Here is an 18,363-nt window from a genome sequence, read left to right on the forward strand (position 1 = left end):
AAACAACTACGTAAAAAATATTATTTTGTTAGGATATATAAAAAAATGTTAATTATCTTTAAATATTAATAAATTTAAACCTAAACTAAATTAAGTATGAAGAAGATTCTACTAACATGTTTTATGTTGGTGTTTGTGCTATATGCATGGGCACAGGATCGCACCGTAAGTGGTAAGGTTACTGACGCTGATACAGGCGAAGGTTTACCCGGTGTGAACGTATTATTAAAGGGCACAGGAACGGGTGTCAATACCGATTTGGACGGAAACTACAAAATTTCTGTCCCTTCAGATGGTGGTACATTAGTTTTTTCATTCATTGGAATGGCGAAACAGGAGGTGTCAGTAGGTGCACGATCTATAGTTGATGTGCAGATGTCAACGGATGTTCAACAATTAAGCGAAGTTGTTGTAACAGGTTATGGGTCTCAATTAAAAAGAGAAATTACTGGCTCTGTCGCTTCTGTTAAAGGAGATGTGATTGAGGATTTGCCTATGCAGTCTTTTGACAGGGCAATTCAAGGCCGTGTTTCAGGTACTCAAATTCAAGCAGCTAGTGGGCAGCCGGGTGGTGCTATGAATATCAGGATTAGAGGTATTGGCTCCATTAATTCCAGCAATGATCCGTTAATTATCATTGATGGAGTACAGGTTGCTCAATTGGGGCAAACTTCTCAAGGATCAGCTAACCCTTTGAACTCTATTAATCCTAATGATATTGAGTCAATTGATATATTAAAGGATGCATCTGCTTCTGCAATCTATGGAGCTCAAGCTGCAAATGGGGTTATTATTGTTACTACCAAAACAGGTAGTAATAAAGGGAAAACCCAAGTGAATTTGAGTATTCAGGAGGGAGTTGTTCAACCGAATAATTTATATGATGTATTAGATGCAAAACAATTTGCTACTATTAAAGCTGAACAACAAATCAATGCCGGTCAAGATCCGAATGATCCGACAACAGGAGCTTATGCATTATTTGGCAACCCTGAAGACCCTTCATCATATACTGAGTATAATTGGTTAGATGCTATGTTTCAGGATGCTAGATTCAGAACTTATGATCTTTCTATGTCAGGTGGAGATGAAAAAACTGCTTTCTTCTTTGGTGGTTCCTATAACAAGCAAGAGGGACAAGTAATCATGTCTGATTTTGAAAGGTTTACTGGCCGTTTAAATTTGTCTCATCAAGCCACCGAGAAATTGACTGTTAATGCTAAACTATCATTATCTCATATTAAAACATTTGGTTCTATTGCTAATGGTAATTTTGTTAATGGTCCTTGGGTAGCCTCTTTTGAAGCAATACCTACTTCTCCCGCGGTAGATGAGAACGGTGAGTATAATGGGTACCCTACCAATGGATTATCTCATTTGTTTGGCTATAACATACTTCAAGGTGTTAATGAAGAAGTACGTTTAGGTAGAACACTTCAAACTGTTTCCAGTGCAAATGCTACCTATCAGATTACTCCTAGTTTGTCTGCAACAGCATTTGTTGGTATTGACTTTTCCATGAACAGAGATGATAATCAAAGACCATCTTCTATTCCTGCTTTTGCAGGTAATGGTGGTTCTGTGTTGGTAAATAATAGACGATCAATAAATGTAAATACTAACTATAATCTAAACTATAGTAAAACCTTTGCTGATGTTCACAGACTAAAAGCTATATTAGGATATGAATATAAGTTTGAAGAAAGAGAAGGAGCTAATTTAACAGCAGTAGGCTTTGCAAATCCGTTTTTTAGATTACCAGGAAGTGGTCAGCCAAATGCAGTTGGAGGCTTCTTTGATGAATATAAAAGACTTGGAGTTTTTGGAAAAGTTGATTATGACTATGATGACAAGTATTTAGCAAGTATCACTGTAAGACGTGATGGGCATTCTCGATTCGGCTCACAGTCTAAATATGGTACATTTTACGCTGGTTCAATAGGTTGGAGAATATCTGATGAGGCATTTTTACAAGATATATCCTTAATTGATGATTTGAAATTTAAAGCAAGTTATGGAGTATTGGGTAATGCTGAATTATTAATTCCTGGCACCACTACACCAGCTAATTATGTGCCGCAAACTACTTGGGGAGCATCTTCAGGTCAATATTTAAGTAATTCACCAGTAACAGTTGGTCAATTAGGAAATGATAATATCGGATGGGAAGAAGAAGAAGCTATTAATATTGGAGTTGATTATTCATTGTTGAACAATAGAGTGTTCGGTAACATTGATTTTTGGAGAACAAATAATAGAGATTTGCTATTTGCTGTGCCATTCTTCCAAAATGCCGGGATCAACAACAATACTATTTTTGATAATGTAGGCTCTGTCAAAAATGAAGGTATTGATATCGAAGTTGGTGGAATTATTGTTGATAGAGATGGATTTAGATTCGATTCCAGGTTTAATATTTCTTTTCTGAAAAATGAAGTTACTTCCTTAACTGGAGGAGAAGATACTATTTACTCTGGTTCAATTCCTTCTTTGATTGTTGGTCAACCGATTAACTTCTTTTACTTATTGGAGTATGCTGGTGTAAATCCTGCAAACGGAAGAGCAATGATTATTGATAGAGAAGGCAATCCTTCTTATACAGGAGATTTTGCAGATGGCAAGGTTGTGGGAAGCCCTGTACCCACACATTTCGGTGGATGGAGCAATACTTTCTCATATAAAGGGTTGTCATTAGATATTTTCTTTCAATATCAGTATGGTAATGAAGCATTTAATGGGGATTTGTATAATTTACTTAGTGGAGATGGTGTTGGTAATCAAAGAGCTGATATTATGGAGAGATGGCAACAACCTGGGGATGTTACTAATGTCCCACAAGTGACACCTAATGGTACAATTGCTGGTGTAGATCAAAGTTTTGGGTTTATTGGAACAGATAGATTTTTATCAGATGCATCATATATTCGGTTAAAAACTGCTACTCTATCTTATAATTTACCGCAAAGTATCCTGCAAAGAGCTAATATGAGAAATGCCAGAGTATTTATTCAAGGGGTGAATATCCTTACTTGGACTAAATATGATGGTATTGATCCTGAAGTTGTTGTAAATAACAACGGTACGGGTGTTTCTTCTTTTGGTGCTTATCCTTTAGGAAAGCAATTCTCTGCTGGTATTAATATAGGATTATAATTTTAAATAGAAGAATATCATGAAAAAAATAATATATATATTTTTAATGGGAAGCTTCCTTCTGGCATCTTGTACAGATTTGGAAGTAGAAAATAAAGCAGCCTTGCCGCAAGATGTAGTTCTTGCTGATGTAGAGGGTTTTGAAGCGGTACTTTTTGCAGCGTATGAGAGTGTGAATGATTTTGGTTACTATGGACAAACCATGATGATAGCACCTGAAATATTGGCTGATAATATGGAACTTGCGCAATTAACAGGTCGATATGAGTTGGAGTATGTAAATGCTTTAAACTCTGGTATTGATATTTGGTTTAACAGGTACACTGCAATTAATGAATGTAACATTGTGATTAATTTAATCAACGGTGAGGGAGTTGCAGGAGATCAGGCAACGAAAGATCAAATAGTAGCTGAGGCTAAATTCCTTAGAGCCTTATTTTATCATGACCTAGCAAGAGTTTATGGATATGAGCCTGGTCAGGAAGTAGATGGATTTAATGCTTCGGTTATTCTAAGAACGGAACCAACTTTGGGCTTAAGTAATGCAGATGATCGAGCACGGGCAACCAATGTACAGGTTTATGAGCAAATTGAGCAAGATTTATTAGAAGCTATTCCGGCTTTGCCTGATGCAACTGCTGGTGCAGGTGCTGTAGCAAGAGCTAACAAATCTGCGGCACGTTTATTATTGGCTAGGGTTTACTTGTATTGGGGTCGCAACTCTGATGCTGCCACTTTGGCTCAGCAGGTAATTGAAGGTGATGGTTCCGACTTAGTTCCTGCAGCAGATTATCTGGCTTCATGGGATGATGCGGCAAATCCTTTTCATCCTGAATCTGTATTTGAATCTGATCTTCAGGCTGCCGATTGGAGTACTGTTGATGGTGCTAATGCCAGTTTACATTCTTTATTAATGAATGATGAAGGTGGTAGTCAATTTATAATAGTAGCAAGTGATGAATTAATTGCTACCATTGAATCACAAGCTGGTGATGTAAGAAGAGGTTTGTTTAATACTGAAGCATTAGGTGAAGAGTTTGCCAAATGGCAAGGAAATAAGGGGACAGCTTCTTTTCAGGAAAATATTCCTATACTCAGACTTTCTGAAGGGTATTTAATTGCTGCTGAAGCTTTAGGGGCTGGTGCTGGTGATCCTTTCCTTAACGCTTTGCGTGTGTCAAGAGGTTTGGCTGGTGGAGTATCAGCTACTGTAGATAATGTTCTGCGAGAAAGAAGGATTGAATATATGGCTGAAGGACACAGATGGTTTGATTTAAAGAGGTTAGGTAGAAACATTCCTAAACCTGCGGTATCTGGAGCTTCTACTCTACCTTATAATGACTTCAAAATCTTGCCAAGGTTACCACAAGCGGAACTTGAGTTAAGTGATGGAGCATTGGTACAAAATCCTTTTTATAATTAATAAATATTTTAAATATGAAAAAGTTATTATATATAGTTTACATAGCCATCCTCATACCTTTTTTAACAGGTTGTTTTGATGAGGCTGGTACAAATAAAATACTGACTGAGCAAATTGATGGTTTTGTTGAAATCGAAGAGGCGTCAGGTTCAAAGAACAGTACAAAGAATATTGTTGCTGTTCCGGATGGTGAAAATGTAATGGAATCAATTTCAATTGCATTTGGTGGTGCTGTAAGCAGCTCAGCTGTAGAAGTTACCTATGAAGTTGATACTGAAGCTTCAACAGCTATTGAAGGTGTTGACTTCGTTATGATTACAGGTAATACAGTGACTATCCCTTCTGGGGAATATACGGTACCTGTTGAGTTTGAAGTAATTGATGACAATCTTGACCCTGACAATCCAGTGTCTATTGTATTTAGAATTACTAGCTCTACTGTAGATATCTTGGAAAAGTATAGCGAAGCTGTTGTTACTTTAGCTGTTGAGTGTCCTGCTCCAAGTTCAATTTATGGAACTTATAATGTTGTGACCACTGAAACAAGTCCTGCTGGATGTAGTGGAGTTACTAATGTCGTTGAAATTAGTGAAGTAGACGGTTCAACTGTAAATTTGAATTTCTCAGATTTGACAGGGGGACTTTATGCAAATTGTTATGGAGAGGATGATAACCCTGGAGTAGTAATATATGCTTGCGGTGATTTGCAAATGGTGGATCAACCGGATGTAGTATATGGAGGAGATATTTTTAATGGTTCAGGTTCATATAATTCTGCTACTGAAACATTAACAATTTCCTGGTCTAATGGTTATGGGGATGCAGGAACCTCTGTATTTACTAAGCAGTAACTAATTTCTTATTAAAGAAAAACAATGATAAAAGGAGGGGACATTAATGTCTCCTCCTTTTTATTCTAGGAATTATCTCTTTTTTATTTTACACATTTAGAAAATTTTGCCCAAACTTCTTAAATCACCACGTTTTGATTTCATGAAAAATATAGCTGTTTTTAACATAATTGTTTTAGGGACAATATTAATTCCTAATATATTGCCCGCTCAAAACTTCAATCCAAATGTTCTCAAGGAAATCACAGAATTCCAAAGTAAGAAAGCCGTTGAACGTCAAAAAAGAGTTGAGAATTTCTTACTATCCACTGATGAGGAAAAGACAATACAATTAGGAAATGGGAGAGAAGCTATACTGACTGATATTGTGGATGGAAGTCCTCAATATATGTCTACACATAATCTGCAAGCTAGATTTACCACAGGGGTGGAGTATATTCAGTCAGAAGAAGGATTGAATTTCCCACTTTATGGAAAGGATTTGATTATTGGGGTTTGGGATGGAGGACTAGTATTAAATGATCATCAGGAATTCCAAAGTAGAGTAAAAAATAAGCTTGGTAGCTCTAATAGCAATCACGCTACCCATGTAACCGGTACAATAGCTGCATCAGGAGTAAATCCAAATGCGAAAGGGATGGTACCAGAAGCCACTATTCATTCTTATTATGCATTTGATAATGATTTAGGGCCGATGGCTGAAGAAGCTGCAAACGGGCTGATTTTATCTAATCATTCTTACGGTCTGGTACTGGGCTGGAATTATAACTCAACTTCCCAAAGTTGGCAATGGTTCGGGCAAAGTGATGGGAAAGACAATAGGTTTGGCTCATACACCAGTAATAGTAGAAGTATTGATAATATTGCTTATAATGCTCCACATTATACAATTGTATGGTCTGCTGGAAATGACAGAAGTGACATAGGTGATGGTTCCAGGCCTCCCGATGGTCCATATAATATTATAGGTCCGGCAGCAGCTGCCAAAAACATTATAACAGTAGGTGCCATTACAGGTTTTGAAACATATGATGGACCTGCTTCAGCTCAAATGAGTAACTTTAGTTCGTGGGGGCCTACCAATGATGGTAGGATTAAACCTGATTTGGTAGCAGATGGAGTAGGTTTGCTATCAACTTCTTCTTCGGGCGAAGATGCTTATACAACATTAAGCGGTACATCTATGTCAGCTCCTAGTGTCACGGGTTCTTTGGCTTTATTGCAAGAATATTACAAGCAAATTTCTGATACTTTTATGACAGCTGCACAGCTGAAATCTTTAGCTATTCATACTACAAGAGAGGCAGGTAGTAACCCTGGACCAGATTATAAATTTGGATGGGGAGTACTAAATATAATCGATGCTTTGGAGGTGTTGAAAGGACAAAATGACAATGATACTTTATTGATTAAGGCAGAGCTTAATAATAATGAATTGCATGAATATCCGATCATTCCTGATACACGAACACAAGTAACAGCAACTATAACATGGACAGATGTCCCTGGTGTTGTTACTGAACTTGGATCAAACTCTCCCAATGTTGTAAATGACTTGGATGTATACTTAATAGATGAGGTTGGAAACATTACCTATCCATGGAGATTAAATCCTGAAAATAGGGGGCAGGCTGCACAAAAAGGCGACAATAATCTGGATAATGTGGAGAAAATTGAATTTATAGCTCCCAGTGTTCGGAAATATAAGCTAATCGTAAGTCATAAAGGGAATCTTGAGAATAATAGCCAAAAATATGCATTAACACTTACATATGGTAGTGCAGGTATTCCTGATGAACTGGTTTATTGGGTTGGAGGGAATGGTGATTTTCAAGCAGGACAAAATTTTTCTCATAGCTCAGGAGGAACCCCTTCTCCAGTTGTACTTACAGATCTAAAGAACCTGGTAATTGATGAAAATTCCTTTACTAACAATGGAACATTAACTTTTTCTGAAGATTTTGAATTTGAAAATATTATTTTCTCTGGGAATCAGGAAGTGGAATTAAACTTAAATGGGAATTCCTTAACAGTAAATAACTCTATTCGATCAGTGGGAGATAACTTTAAAATCAGCAATGGAACACTACATCTATTGTCCAATCATTCTAATGAAGTGTTTCTTAATCTAGATGGCTCAGATAATCTTAAACTTATTTTAGCTGAGGAGGGTATCCATACAATTGAATCGGATCTGAATATTAACAGATTGAATATTCTTGGAGGTACTTATTCAATGACTGGAAAATCCATTTCAACTAAAGAAGTTGTGATTTCAGAAGAATCCGACTTGGAAATAATTGATAATATAATTGATTTTAGTGGTGAGTTTACAAACAACTCGGCAAATCTTCTTCTGGAAGATAATATATGGGTTTCAAACAATGGAAGCTTTGCTTCAACTGAATTTATTGAATTGAAAGATAGCATTGTTTTTTTTGGAACCAATACCTTAGAGGGTAGCTTTAAGTTTAATGATATAGTTAATCATGGACAATTAAATATTATTCAACAACTAGAGGTGGATGAACTTTTACTGACTGGTAACAGCTCTATTTATATTAATAATGATGACTTGTTAAAAGTGAATACCAATTTTACAATAAGTGGAAATGAACTTAAAATTATTGCAGGTTCCAATGCTAATACGTTGGCAAGAATGGAATTTACATTTAGAAATAAAATATGCATCGATAACATTAATTTTAATAATATAGAATTTAGTTCTGGATCGATATTAAATGTTGGTAGTAATGGAGAAGTTGTCAATTCCATTAATATTTTGCAACTCGAATGTCAAGAATTACTTTTTCCTGATTTCCAAATCAATAGCTTTTGTAGCAATAGCTTGATTCAAATTAATGATGCCTCTGATGGTGACATAGTGGAGTATGAATGGGATTTTGGGAATGGGATGGTCTATGAGGGGGTGAATAATATAGAAAATCCACTGATATGGTTTGATTCTCCAGGAATATATAATGTTAAATTAACTATTTCGAATGAACTTCAGACTGAAGAATATATTAGAATTATTGAGGTTGGTGACAATTCAATGCTTGAAGTTGAGATAATTCAAACTTCACAAGGTTTAGTAGCTACCACCTCTGTTGAAAATTATCAGTGGTTTTACAATGGTAAGGCAATTGAGGGAGCGAATGCTAGAGTCTTAAATATGGAAAAGGGAACGGGAATTTATCATGTGGCTTATTATTCTACTTCTAATGAGTGCGAAACTCGAATTTCTAATCCATTTCAATTGATTGTTACATCAAATAGTGAAGAGCTAAACAAGGGTGTGAAATTGTATCCTAACCCTGTTAACAATATATTAACCGTAGAAAACTTGGAAAGTTATGAAAATTTTAGAATTTTTGATTTCCAAGGAAAAACAATTATGATTGAAAAACTTGGAAATGGTCAAAATTCAATTCAATATGATGTTTCACATTTAGATTCAGGTCTTTATTTTGTTGAGTTAATAACAAATAATAAATCTATCAAACTTAAATTTTTAATAAATTAATAAATGAAGAAGTTGAAAACAGGAGTTGTATTAGCATTAGTAGTGCTATTGCTAAGCTCATCAGCCATTGCACAGATATCTAATGTATCCGATGTAGGAGGGAAACCTATCATGACTAAAAAGTACAGTAAAATAGAAGGTAGCCCATATTATTTTGGAACTAATAACTGGTTCGAAGGCACATTATATACAGCAGATGGAAAACAGATAAATAATGTCTCTATACGCTACAATGGCTATGATGATGAAATAGAATACAAAAAGGATGGTAACATTCTAGTAATTGATAATTACAATCTTAAAGGGTTTGATTTTTACGCTGAATTGGAGGGTGGAAATGTGAAATATGAATTCAGGAATGGGTTTTATGTGGCGGGTGAAATTGACAAGAAGGATTTTTTTAATGTGATTTATAAAGGTGAAAATATTTCTCTTTTAGAAAAATTTAAAGTTATTGAAACAAGGGTAACACCAGCAAGTTATGGAGCAAGTGAGTATCAGAAATTTGTGAATGATAAGGTAACTATATTGGTTTTTAATGATAAGGCAGATCAATTTAAAAATAGGAAGAAAGATTTTTATAATATTGCCCCTTCAAAAAAAGCTGAAATTAAACAAGTAATGAAAGAGAATGATCTTGATTTAAACAATAGCAGACATGTTGCCTTTTTGTTAGAATTTATTGAGAATAAATTATTATAATATTTGTAACGGATTATCAATTATTATAAATAAAAACTCGAGCCTGTTTAATTCAATGAAACAAATATATTTACTTGTATGCCTTGGAGTATTCTTACTCCTGGGCTTAAATAGCTATGCCCAGTCATTTACTACCCAAAGTATTTCTGATTCAATTAAGAATCATTTTGACATTAACCCTATTGAAAAAGTTTATTTAGATTTTGATAAGTCAAGTTATGTATCAGGTGAGACAATCTGGTTTAAATTATATTCTACTGCAGGCTATTTAAACCAATTATCCCCATTAAGCAGGGTTGTGTACGTTGAGCTTTTTGATCCGGAAGCCACTTTAATTGAGCGAATTAAGGTCTATTCCGATAACGGAATTGGTGCAAGCCAGATTGATTTACCTAATGAATTAATGACAGGAAAGTATCTGATTCGTGCATATACTAACTGGATGCTTGATGGGAGGAAAGAATATCTTTTTAACAAAGAAGTTAATATTTTTAATCTATTTGAATCACCTGCAATTCATACCGGAACTGACGATAGTAAAGATATTAGTATTTCGTTTATGCCGGAAGGGGGGAAGCTTATTTATGGAATTGAAAGTAGGGTTGCATTTAAAGCTTTGGGAATTGATGGATACGGTATTGAGATCTCCGGAGAAGTATATGATAGCAAAGGCAATCAGATAACTACTATTCAATCCTCACATTTAGGAATGGGGAATTTTTCATTTAAGCCCAGTTCAGATAATACATATTATGTAACTATTAAAGAGGAACCACACAAAAAATATCCTTTACCAAAAATAGAAGAATCAGGCATTTCTTTATATTTGATTAACCTACCACAACTGAATGACATTCGTTTTAAGCTTTCAAACAAAGGGTTTAATGATGAAATAATTCATATTATAGGTCATAGTCGTGGACTTCCTACTTATGCAGCATCTTCTGTAATAAATGCTACAGATTTAACGGGGTTAATTCCTAAGAATAGCTTTTTACCGGGAGTGAATTTTATAACTGTATTTAATAGTCAAGGAATTCCACTTGCAGAAAGAGCATTCTTTATTGACTCTATACCACAAATTAAATTATCAGTAGAACCGGATAAAATCTCTTATGGGCTGCGTGATAAGGTGAGTTTATCAATCAATGCTTTTGATGATGGTGTTCTAACAGAAAGCTTCTTGTCGCTTTCGGTAACTAGTAATAATGATGTTTTAATTGATACTGAAGAAAATGACATTTTATCTTATCTGTATTTGAGTAGTGATATCAAGGGATATATAGAAGCTCCGGCAAATTACTTCAATAATACTTATAGTGATGCATGGCAACGTTTAGATTTGTTGATGATGACACAAGGGTGGAGTTCATTTGATTGGAAATTAATCTTGCAAAATGGAAATAGGTCTCCAGATTTTAGAATCGAACAGGGGTTGTCAGTAAAAGGAGAATTGAATTCGGATATTCGTAATAAACCTATAAAAAATGGGACAGTATCATATCTAATACAAGATAGCATAAGTATTTTTGATAAGGTAAAAACTAATCTGGATGGAAGTTTTGTGATCAATGATTTATTTTTCACTGGTAAAAAAGCAATTGTCCTGACAGGTAAAAATCAAAAGGATAAGCCAAATGTAAAAATAGTGATTGATACAGTTAGGATATTTCCTCAGCCGGACAAGGCGTTACACTCATTGAGCGGATCATTATCTGCTTTTCAAGCAAAATCAATCAAGAAAACATTGCAAAGACAGGAAATTGAAGCAGCTTATGATTTTGAGAACAATTATGAGGTTTTAGATGAAGTGACTGTCAAAGCATCTAAAGTTACTGAACAAGAGAAAGTTAATAATTTCTATGGGGCTGGAGACTATACGCTTGATGTTGCCGAATTAGCTATTAGTGAAACAGCTCAGCATCCATTGGAGCTAGTCAGAGGGAGGGTGTCAGGTGTTAGGGTAATCGGAAGTGCTTTGGATTGGAAAGTTGAGATAAGGGGGCCTGGATCTATCAATTCAGGTACAGATCCTCTAATTTTAGTTGATAACGTTGAGGTTCCTCTTGATTTTTTAAATACTATACCTGCGAGACAAATAGAAATGGTTGAAGTTTATAAAGGAGCCTCTGCTGTTGTGTTTGGTGTTAGAGGAGCAAATGGTGTGCTAGCATTTTTCACTAAAACAGGAGAGGGGGATTTTACAACTTATGATAGAGATAATGTAACTACAAAAATTATTCAAGGATATAGTGAATTCAGAGAGTTTTATAGTCCCGATTATTCTGTTAAGTCTGCTGAGCATGTGAAACCAGATAAAAGAGCAGTTTTATTATGGGATCCATTTATAAAAACGAGTAAAGAGGGAGGCGCAACTATTGAGTTTTACACTTCTGACGAACCAATGACGGTAACCTTAACATTAGAGGGGATGACAAAGTCAGGAATGGTAGCTAGGTATACTAGTTCATTTAAAGTAGAGAGTGAATAATGATATTTCAGTAATTTCTATTTTAATTATAATAATATTTTTTATTAATAGTATATGTACAAATCCCTCATCCGCCCCATACTCTTCAAATTCTCTGCTGAAAAAGCGCATCATCTTACATTTCGTCTGACAAAATTTATTTTTAATATTCCCGGTATTAAAGCATTCAATCGCTCAATGTTTGAAGTAAAGCACCCGAAGTTGGAAAGAGAGTTTTTTGGACTAAAATTTCCTAACCCTGTAGGATTAGCAGCAGGTTTTGATAAAGATGCCAAACTCATTGATGAATTTGCATCTCTCGGCTTCGGTTTTATTGAAATAGGTACTATCACACCTAAAGCACAGCCCGGAAATCCTCAACCCAGGCTTTTCAGGTTGAAGAAAGATAAAGGTATTATCAACCGAATGGGCTTTAATAATCAAGGCTTAGAACCCGCTGTTGCCAGGTTAAAGAAGCGGAAATCCAATATTATAGTCGGAGGAAATATAGGGAAAAATAAAATCACACCTAATGAAAAGGCTGGTGATGATTATGAACAATCTTTTGAACAGCTTTTCAACTATGTAGACTACTTTGTGGTTAATGTAAGTTCTCCTAACACTCCAAACCTAAGGGAGTTACAAGAAAAGGAACCACTGAAGAAGTTGTTGGGAATGCTCATGGACAAAAATAAGCTTAAGCCAACTCCCAAACCAATTTTATTAAAAATAGCTCCCGATTTAACCAATCAGCAGTTAGATGATATCGTAGAGATTGTGTTAGATACTAAAATTGCTGGTGTAATTGCCACTAATACCACTATTTCCAGGGAGAATTTGCGCACATCTGAAGATGAATTGAAAGCCATAGGCAATGGCGGTTTGAGTGGAAAGCCATTGACAGAGAAATCAACTGAGGTAATTCGCTATTTGCACCAAAAGTCAAATGGAGCATTTCCTATTATTGGGGTAGGAGGGATTCATTCAGCTCAAGACGCTTTAGATAAACTTGAAGCGGGTGCCAGTCTGGTACAGTTATACACCGGATTCATATATGAAGGTCCGGGATTAATCAAAAAAATCAATCAAGCCATATTACAAAATTGATTGAGGACTAACTTGGTAAATTGTGGGAATAAATCAGGTATTGTTGAAAGAAGTGCATCTGATAGATAACATCCGGCCTTGAAAAAGATGCGTTAAGAAATTTGAGTGATAGGATGAAAAGAAAAATATACTGTTTGAGACCCCTTTAGGAGGTTGAGTTTATATTTCCCCATCCTATCATTCAAATTTTAGCTATTTTTTCACAGCCTTGACTTTTTTGCGTACTTTTTGTGTTAAGACAAAAAGTACGTGCCTTTCCGGCACGAGGAAAAATATATAATTCATGTGTATATGTTTATTTTTAGTGGTCACATGGAATGTCTGACCTCTACCATCTACTTCCACATCCTAGGCTTTTACTAATATTCATCCTCGGTTGGTATAGCTGGCTTTATGGACATTTCATGTGTGTATAATTTGTTTTTAAGTTGTCACATGGAATAGTTTAGCCACTATAAAGCCTCACAACCGTCATTTGTAAATTTAATATCCATGATCGGTTAGCATGATGTGTTTATGACTATTTCATGTGTAATGTTTATTTTTAGTGGTCACATGCCCCAAAGGGATCCTTTCGGGAGAATTCGCGATAAATATTCACCTGGCGGGTGGTCCCCCCGATAGCTATCGGGGCTATAGTGATTCGCCCTCGAATATTTATGCTCATTTCATGAATACTTAGTGTTGGCTCATTGAGAAAATTATGAATGTAATCGTATTCAAAATTCCGTAACTAAACCTTATTAAATTTTAATTCTCTGTAATATTTCACGTATTTTGCGTTTAAACTAGAATTTCTCAATTTTGCATGCGCTTACAGGGCATTTATAATGGCTAAAAACACCTACAAATCAAATACATTTAAGAAAAACGAAAAGACTCCCAAGGAATCTAAAAAGTTTAAATGGAATTTTCAATTTCTGCAAGACAGGAGGTTTCATTTAGCTGCAGGGTTTTTCTTGCTTACAGCTTCTCTTTTCTTATTAACGGCATTTTTTTCTTATTTATTTACAGGAAAAGCGGATATGAGTGTTTTACAATCGGTATCTGAAACGGGGATAAAGGCTTCTGGATCTGAGATGGACAACTGGCTTGGACTTCTTGGTGCACAAAGTGCCTATTATTTTGTTTTCAAATGGTTTGGTTTAGCGGCTTTCTTAATACCCCCATTTCTCTTTCTTGTAGGGTATCATGTTACTTTCCGAAAAATGATTATCCAGCCGGGAAGGGCATTTACTTTTATGGCTTTCTTTCTTTTTTGGGTAAGTTTATTTTTAGGCTTTATGGTATTTGAATCTGATGGGGTATCAGAATTCTCTTTCCTATGCGGAGGCATTGGCTACGAACTAGCCATACTCTTCAACAGTTTGTTCGGATGGGGAACTTACCTGATTCTTATTCTATCACTTATCATATTTATTATCTTTTATTTCGATGTCACCTCACTATTGGCTTTCAATCAAAAAGAGGGAACCGAAGGAATTATTACTGATAAAGGAAATCAGGAGAACAAACCTTTGGAAGATGAAGCTACATCAACCGAAGAAAATAACTTAGTGGATGATGAAATAGATGATGATGCTTCCAGCTGGACAGTGAAACAGACCAATGAGAAAAAACAGCCTGAAATAAAGAAATCGTCCACTCTGGAAATGGAGGTTGAGAATACTTTGGAAAGCACACCTCCGGTAAATGAAAAAGAGCTGAATCCTGTTGTTAGCCAGAAAGAGGAAGAAGTTGAAGAGGCCGCTTTTGAAGTGGATGATGCAGAGTTTAAGGAGAAAGTTGCCACTACAGTGGAGAACTACGATCCTACTTTAGATTTATCCTCTTATAAATACCCAACTCTGGAACTATTAGAACACCATGATTCAGGTAGGGTAAAAGTAACACAGGAGGAACTGGAACAGAACAAGGATAAAATTCTGGAAACCCTGACAAATTTTAAAATCAACATTTCCAGTATTAAGGCCACGATTGGTCCAACAGTAACGCTTTATGAGATTGTACCTGAAGCGGGGGTGAAAATATCCAAAATTAAAAACCTGGAAGATGACATCGCCTTAAGCCTGGCGGCTTTGGGAATTCGTATCATTGCGCCTATACCCGGAAAGGGAACTATCGGTATTGAAGTACCTAATAAAAACAGAGAAATGGTAAGTATGCGCTCTGTTTTAGGAACGGATAAATTCATGAAAAGCGATAAGGAATTACCTATTATTCTGGGTAAAACTATTTCCAATGAAGTTTTTGTGGCAGATTTGGCAAAAATGCCTCACTTGCTGATGGCTGGGGCTACGGGACAAGGTAAGTCTGTCGGATTGAATGTGATGCTGGCCTCTCTTATTTATAAAAAACATCCGTCCCAGTTGAAATTTGTCCTGGTGGATCCTAAGAAAGTTGAGCTGACGCTTTTCAATAAATTGGAACGACATTTTTTAGCTTCGTTGCCTGATAGCGAAGAGGCTATTATTACAGATACTAAAAAAGTAGTAAATACACTCAATTCATTATGTATTGAAATGGACAACAGATACGATTTGCTGAAAGATGCAGGTTGTAGGAATCTGAAAGAATACAACCATAAATTTGTCAACAGACGATTAAACCCTGAGAATGGTCATCGTTTTATGCCTTATATCGTATTGGTAATAGATGAGTTGGCAGATTTGATGATGACAGCTGGTAAGGAAGTGGAGACGCCTATTGCCAGATTGGCACAGTTGGCTCGTGCTATTGGTATTCATTTGATTGTGGCTACACAAAGGCCATCAGTAAACGTGATTACAGGTATTATTAAAGCCAACTTCCCGGCTAGGTTGTCTTTTAGAGTAACCTCTAAAATTGACTCAAGAACTATCCTTGATATGGGTGGAGCGGAACAGTTGGTGGGGCAGGGAGATATGCTTTTATCTCAGGGCTCTGATTTGATTCGATTGCAGTGTCCGTTTATCGATACACCTGAAATAGATGAAGTGGTTGATTTTATTGGTAGCCAAAGAGGTTATGAAAGAGCTTATCAACTGCCTGAATTTAGTGGTGATGATGATAACAGTAAAGTAGGTGAGGTTGATTTATCGGAAAGAGATGCTTTGTTTGATGAAGCAGCCAGATTGATTGTGTTGCATCAGCAGGGGAGTACTTCACTTATTCAGAGAAAACTGAAGCTGGGATATAACCGTGCAGGTCGATTGATTGATCAGTTGGAGGCGGCAGGTGTTGTAGGATCATTTGAAGGAAGCAAGGCGAGGGAAGTTTTAATTCCTGATGAAATGAGTCTGGAACATCTTTTAAAAAGCATTGATAAGTAATTAGAAAGTATATTCAATTCACTGTCAAAATAGTTTGGAACAATTATTGACAACTCAATAGTAAATAAAGGAAAAAACAATGAATAAATTAAAAATGATATTTGTGCTGATTGGTATCAGTACAGTGGCCTTTGCTCAAAATGACCCTAAAGCGAAAGAGGTATTGGATAAAATGAGTGCAAAATATAGAGAGATACCTGCTTTTTCTGCCACCTTTACTCAGACATTGGAAAATAAAATGGAAGATATCAGCGATAGCTTTACAGGTAAAATAACCGTGATGGGTGATAAGTTTAAAGCGGATGTAGCTGGTCAGGTGATAGTAAATAATGGTGAAACTGTTTGGACCTATTTGAAGGATGCCAATGAAGTAACCATCAATAATTATGATGAGGAGGCTGGTGAAATGAATCCAAGTAAAATTTATGATGCTTATAAAGAGGGGTATAAATATTTGTATATGGCAGGTGAGGGTACTGCACAATTTCATGTAGTAGACCTGGTGCCTGAAAACAAGGATGAAAATTTCTTCAAGATCAGGTTAAAAATAGACAAGAATACAAATTTGTTGAAAAACTGGTCTGTTTTTGATCGTGCTGGAAACATCTTTAACTATTCAGTAACTGATTTCAAAGTAAGAAATGACATGACTGCCGGGGATTTTAACTTTGATACAAGCAAATACCCTAATATTGAAGTGTTAGATTTTAGATAAAATTCCAAAGCCCGCTTGTCGGGCTTTTTTTATAGTATGACTTACGAACAATTAGCCGGACAAATTCGGGAGAAATCTTCCTACCTCTGTGTGGGGTTGGATACCGCATTAGATAAAATCCCTCAATATTTATTAAAAGAGAAAGACCCTGTTTTTGAATTCAATAAACAGATAATTGATGCTACCATAGACTATGCGGTTGCCTATAAACCCAATATTGCATTTTATGAAGCATTAGGCCCTTCAGGATGGGAATCCTTACAGAAAACCATTGATTACCTTCCTAAAGAAGTTTTTACCATTGCGGATGCCAAGCGGGGGGATATTGGCAACACCTCTAATATGTATGCCAAAGCGTTTTTCGAAAATATGCATTTCGATTCCATTACAGTAGCGCCTTATATGGGGAGTGATTCTGTGGAACCTTTCCTTACCTTTAAAGACAAATGGGTCATATTATTGGCTTTAACATCAAATACAGGTGCTCAGGATTTCCAATTTGAGGAATTGGCCAATCAAAAGCCATTATATCAGAAAGTAATCGAGCAGTCTCAGAATTGGGGAAATTATGAAAACATGATGTATGTGATAGGCGCGACCAGAAATGAGCAATTTGAGCATATAAGGAAATTAATACCAAACCACTTTTTACTTGTTCCTGGTGTAGGCGCACAAGGCGGGAGTTTAAAAGATATATCTAAAATAGGTCTCAATAATAATGGTGGATTATTAGTGAATTCATCCCGTGGAATCATTTATGCTTCTACGGAAAAAGATTTTGCCCACGTGGCAGGACAAAAGGCAAAGGAATTGCAGGAGGAGATGAAAATTTATTTAAACGAATTATAAACCATTGTAGTCTTATTGGCAATTAAACACCAACAAGGGGTAAGTTTACTCACATTCTAGGAGAGGAAAGCTACACCCGCTTCACCATTTAGTAACTGAGTTTGTTATTAGTTACCGTCATTCCCACGCAGGAGGAAATCCGTAGAATGAAATGAAATTTCATTCCCTATTTTAATTGTCATTATTTATTTCTTTGCTTGGGAATCTTTTTTTCATAAAATCCATATCAAAAAAACCGATTTAAAAAGACCTAATT

At 35.8% G+C, this 18,363-nt stretch carries 10 protein-coding genes; all 10 read left to right on the forward strand.

The window, feature by feature from the left end; translation table 11 throughout:
* The first annotated feature begins 96 nt into the window (after positions 1–96).
* A complete protein-coding gene (locus JKA74_RS08165) occupies positions 97–3,153 on the forward strand; it encodes a SusC/RagA family TonB-linked outer membrane protein (RefSeq protein WP_201430693.1) in 3,057 nt (1,018 codons plus the stop codon).
* Positions 3,154–3,172: 19 nt separating this feature from the next.
* On the forward strand, positions 3,173–4,576 hold the full coding sequence (locus JKA74_RS08170) for a RagB/SusD family nutrient uptake outer membrane protein (RefSeq protein WP_201430694.1): 1,404 nt from the start codon (positions 3,173–3,175) through the stop codon (positions 4,574–4,576).
* 14 nt (positions 4,577–4,590) lie between these two features.
* A complete protein-coding gene (locus tag JKA74_RS08175; RefSeq protein ID WP_201430695.1) occupies positions 4,591–5,427 on the forward strand; it encodes a hypothetical protein in 837 nt (278 codons plus the stop codon).
* Positions 5,428–5,569: 142 nt separating this feature from the next.
* Entirely contained in the window at positions 5,570–8,953 is a 3,384-nt protein-coding gene (locus tag JKA74_RS08180; protein ID WP_201430696.1) for a S8 family serine peptidase, read from the forward strand.
* Between the two features lie 3 nt (positions 8,954–8,956).
* On the forward strand, positions 8,957–9,655 hold the full coding sequence (locus JKA74_RS08185; RefSeq protein ID WP_201430697.1) for a hypothetical protein: 699 nt from the start codon (positions 8,957–8,959) through the stop codon (positions 9,653–9,655).
* 55 nt (positions 9,656–9,710) lie between these two features.
* Complete coding sequence (locus tag JKA74_RS08190) at positions 9,711–12,146, forward strand: TonB-dependent receptor plug domain-containing protein (RefSeq protein ID WP_201430698.1); 2,436 nt, start codon at positions 9,711–9,713, stop codon at positions 12,144–12,146.
* Positions 12,147–12,200: 54 nt separating this feature from the next.
* The gene (locus JKA74_RS08195) at positions 12,201–13,232 is read left to right on the forward strand and encodes a quinone-dependent dihydroorotate dehydrogenase (protein ID WP_201430699.1); all 1,032 of its coding nucleotides are present in this window, start codon (positions 12,201–12,203) and stop codon (positions 13,230–13,232) included.
* Between the two features lie 830 nt (positions 13,233–14,062).
* Complete coding sequence (locus JKA74_RS08200; RefSeq protein WP_201430700.1) at positions 14,063–16,543, forward strand: FtsK/SpoIIIE family DNA translocase; 2,481 nt, start codon at positions 14,063–14,065, stop codon at positions 16,541–16,543.
* Positions 16,544–16,622: 79 nt separating this feature from the next.
* Complete coding sequence (locus tag JKA74_RS08205; protein ID WP_236587620.1) at positions 16,623–17,258, forward strand: LolA family protein; 636 nt, start codon at positions 16,623–16,625, stop codon at positions 17,256–17,258.
* Between the two features lie 36 nt (positions 17,259–17,294).
* Positions 17,295–18,107, forward strand: coding sequence for an orotidine-5'-phosphate decarboxylase (gene pyrF / locus JKA74_RS08210; protein ID WP_201430701.1), 813 nt, complete (start codon positions 17,295–17,297; stop codon positions 18,105–18,107).
* Positions 18,108–18,363: the final 256 nt, after the last annotated feature.

The sequence above is a fragment of the Marivirga aurantiaca genome (assembly GCF_016679925.1).
Lineage (GTDB): Bacteria > Bacteroidota > Bacteroidia > Cytophagales > Cyclobacteriaceae > Marivirga > Marivirga aurantiaca.

What these genes read in the sequence shown, in the direction of transcription:
- JKA74_RS08175 (WP_201430695.1), top strand. Translation starts at nt 4,591, where the DNA reads ATGAAAAAGTTATTATATATAGTTTACATAGCCATCCTCATACCTTTT.
- JKA74_RS08165 (WP_201430693.1), top strand. Translation starts at nt 97, where the DNA reads ATGAAGAAGATTCTACTAACATGTTTTATGTTGGTGTTTGTGCTATAT.
- JKA74_RS08190 (WP_201430698.1), top strand. Translation starts at nt 9,711, where the DNA reads ATGAAACAAATATATTTACTTGTATGCCTTGGAGTATTCTTACTCCTG.
- JKA74_RS08200 (WP_201430700.1), top strand. Translation starts at nt 14,063, where the DNA reads ATGGCTAAAAACACCTACAAATCAAATACATTTAAGAAAAACGAAAAG.
- pyrF (WP_201430701.1), top strand. Translation starts at nt 17,295, where the DNA reads ATGACTTACGAACAATTAGCCGGACAAATTCGGGAGAAATCTTCCTAC.
- JKA74_RS08170 (WP_201430694.1), top strand. Translation starts at nt 3,173, where the DNA reads ATGAAAAAAATAATATATATATTTTTAATGGGAAGCTTCCTTCTGGCA.
- JKA74_RS08180 (WP_201430696.1), top strand. Translation starts at nt 5,570, where the DNA reads ATGAAAAATATAGCTGTTTTTAACATAATTGTTTTAGGGACAATATTA.
- JKA74_RS08185 (WP_201430697.1), top strand. Translation starts at nt 8,957, where the DNA reads ATGAAGAAGTTGAAAACAGGAGTTGTATTAGCATTAGTAGTGCTATTG.
- JKA74_RS08195 (WP_201430699.1), top strand. Translation starts at nt 12,201, where the DNA reads ATGTACAAATCCCTCATCCGCCCCATACTCTTCAAATTCTCTGCTGAA.
- JKA74_RS08205 (WP_236587620.1), top strand. Translation starts at nt 16,623, where the DNA reads ATGAATAAATTAAAAATGATATTTGTGCTGATTGGTATCAGTACAGTG.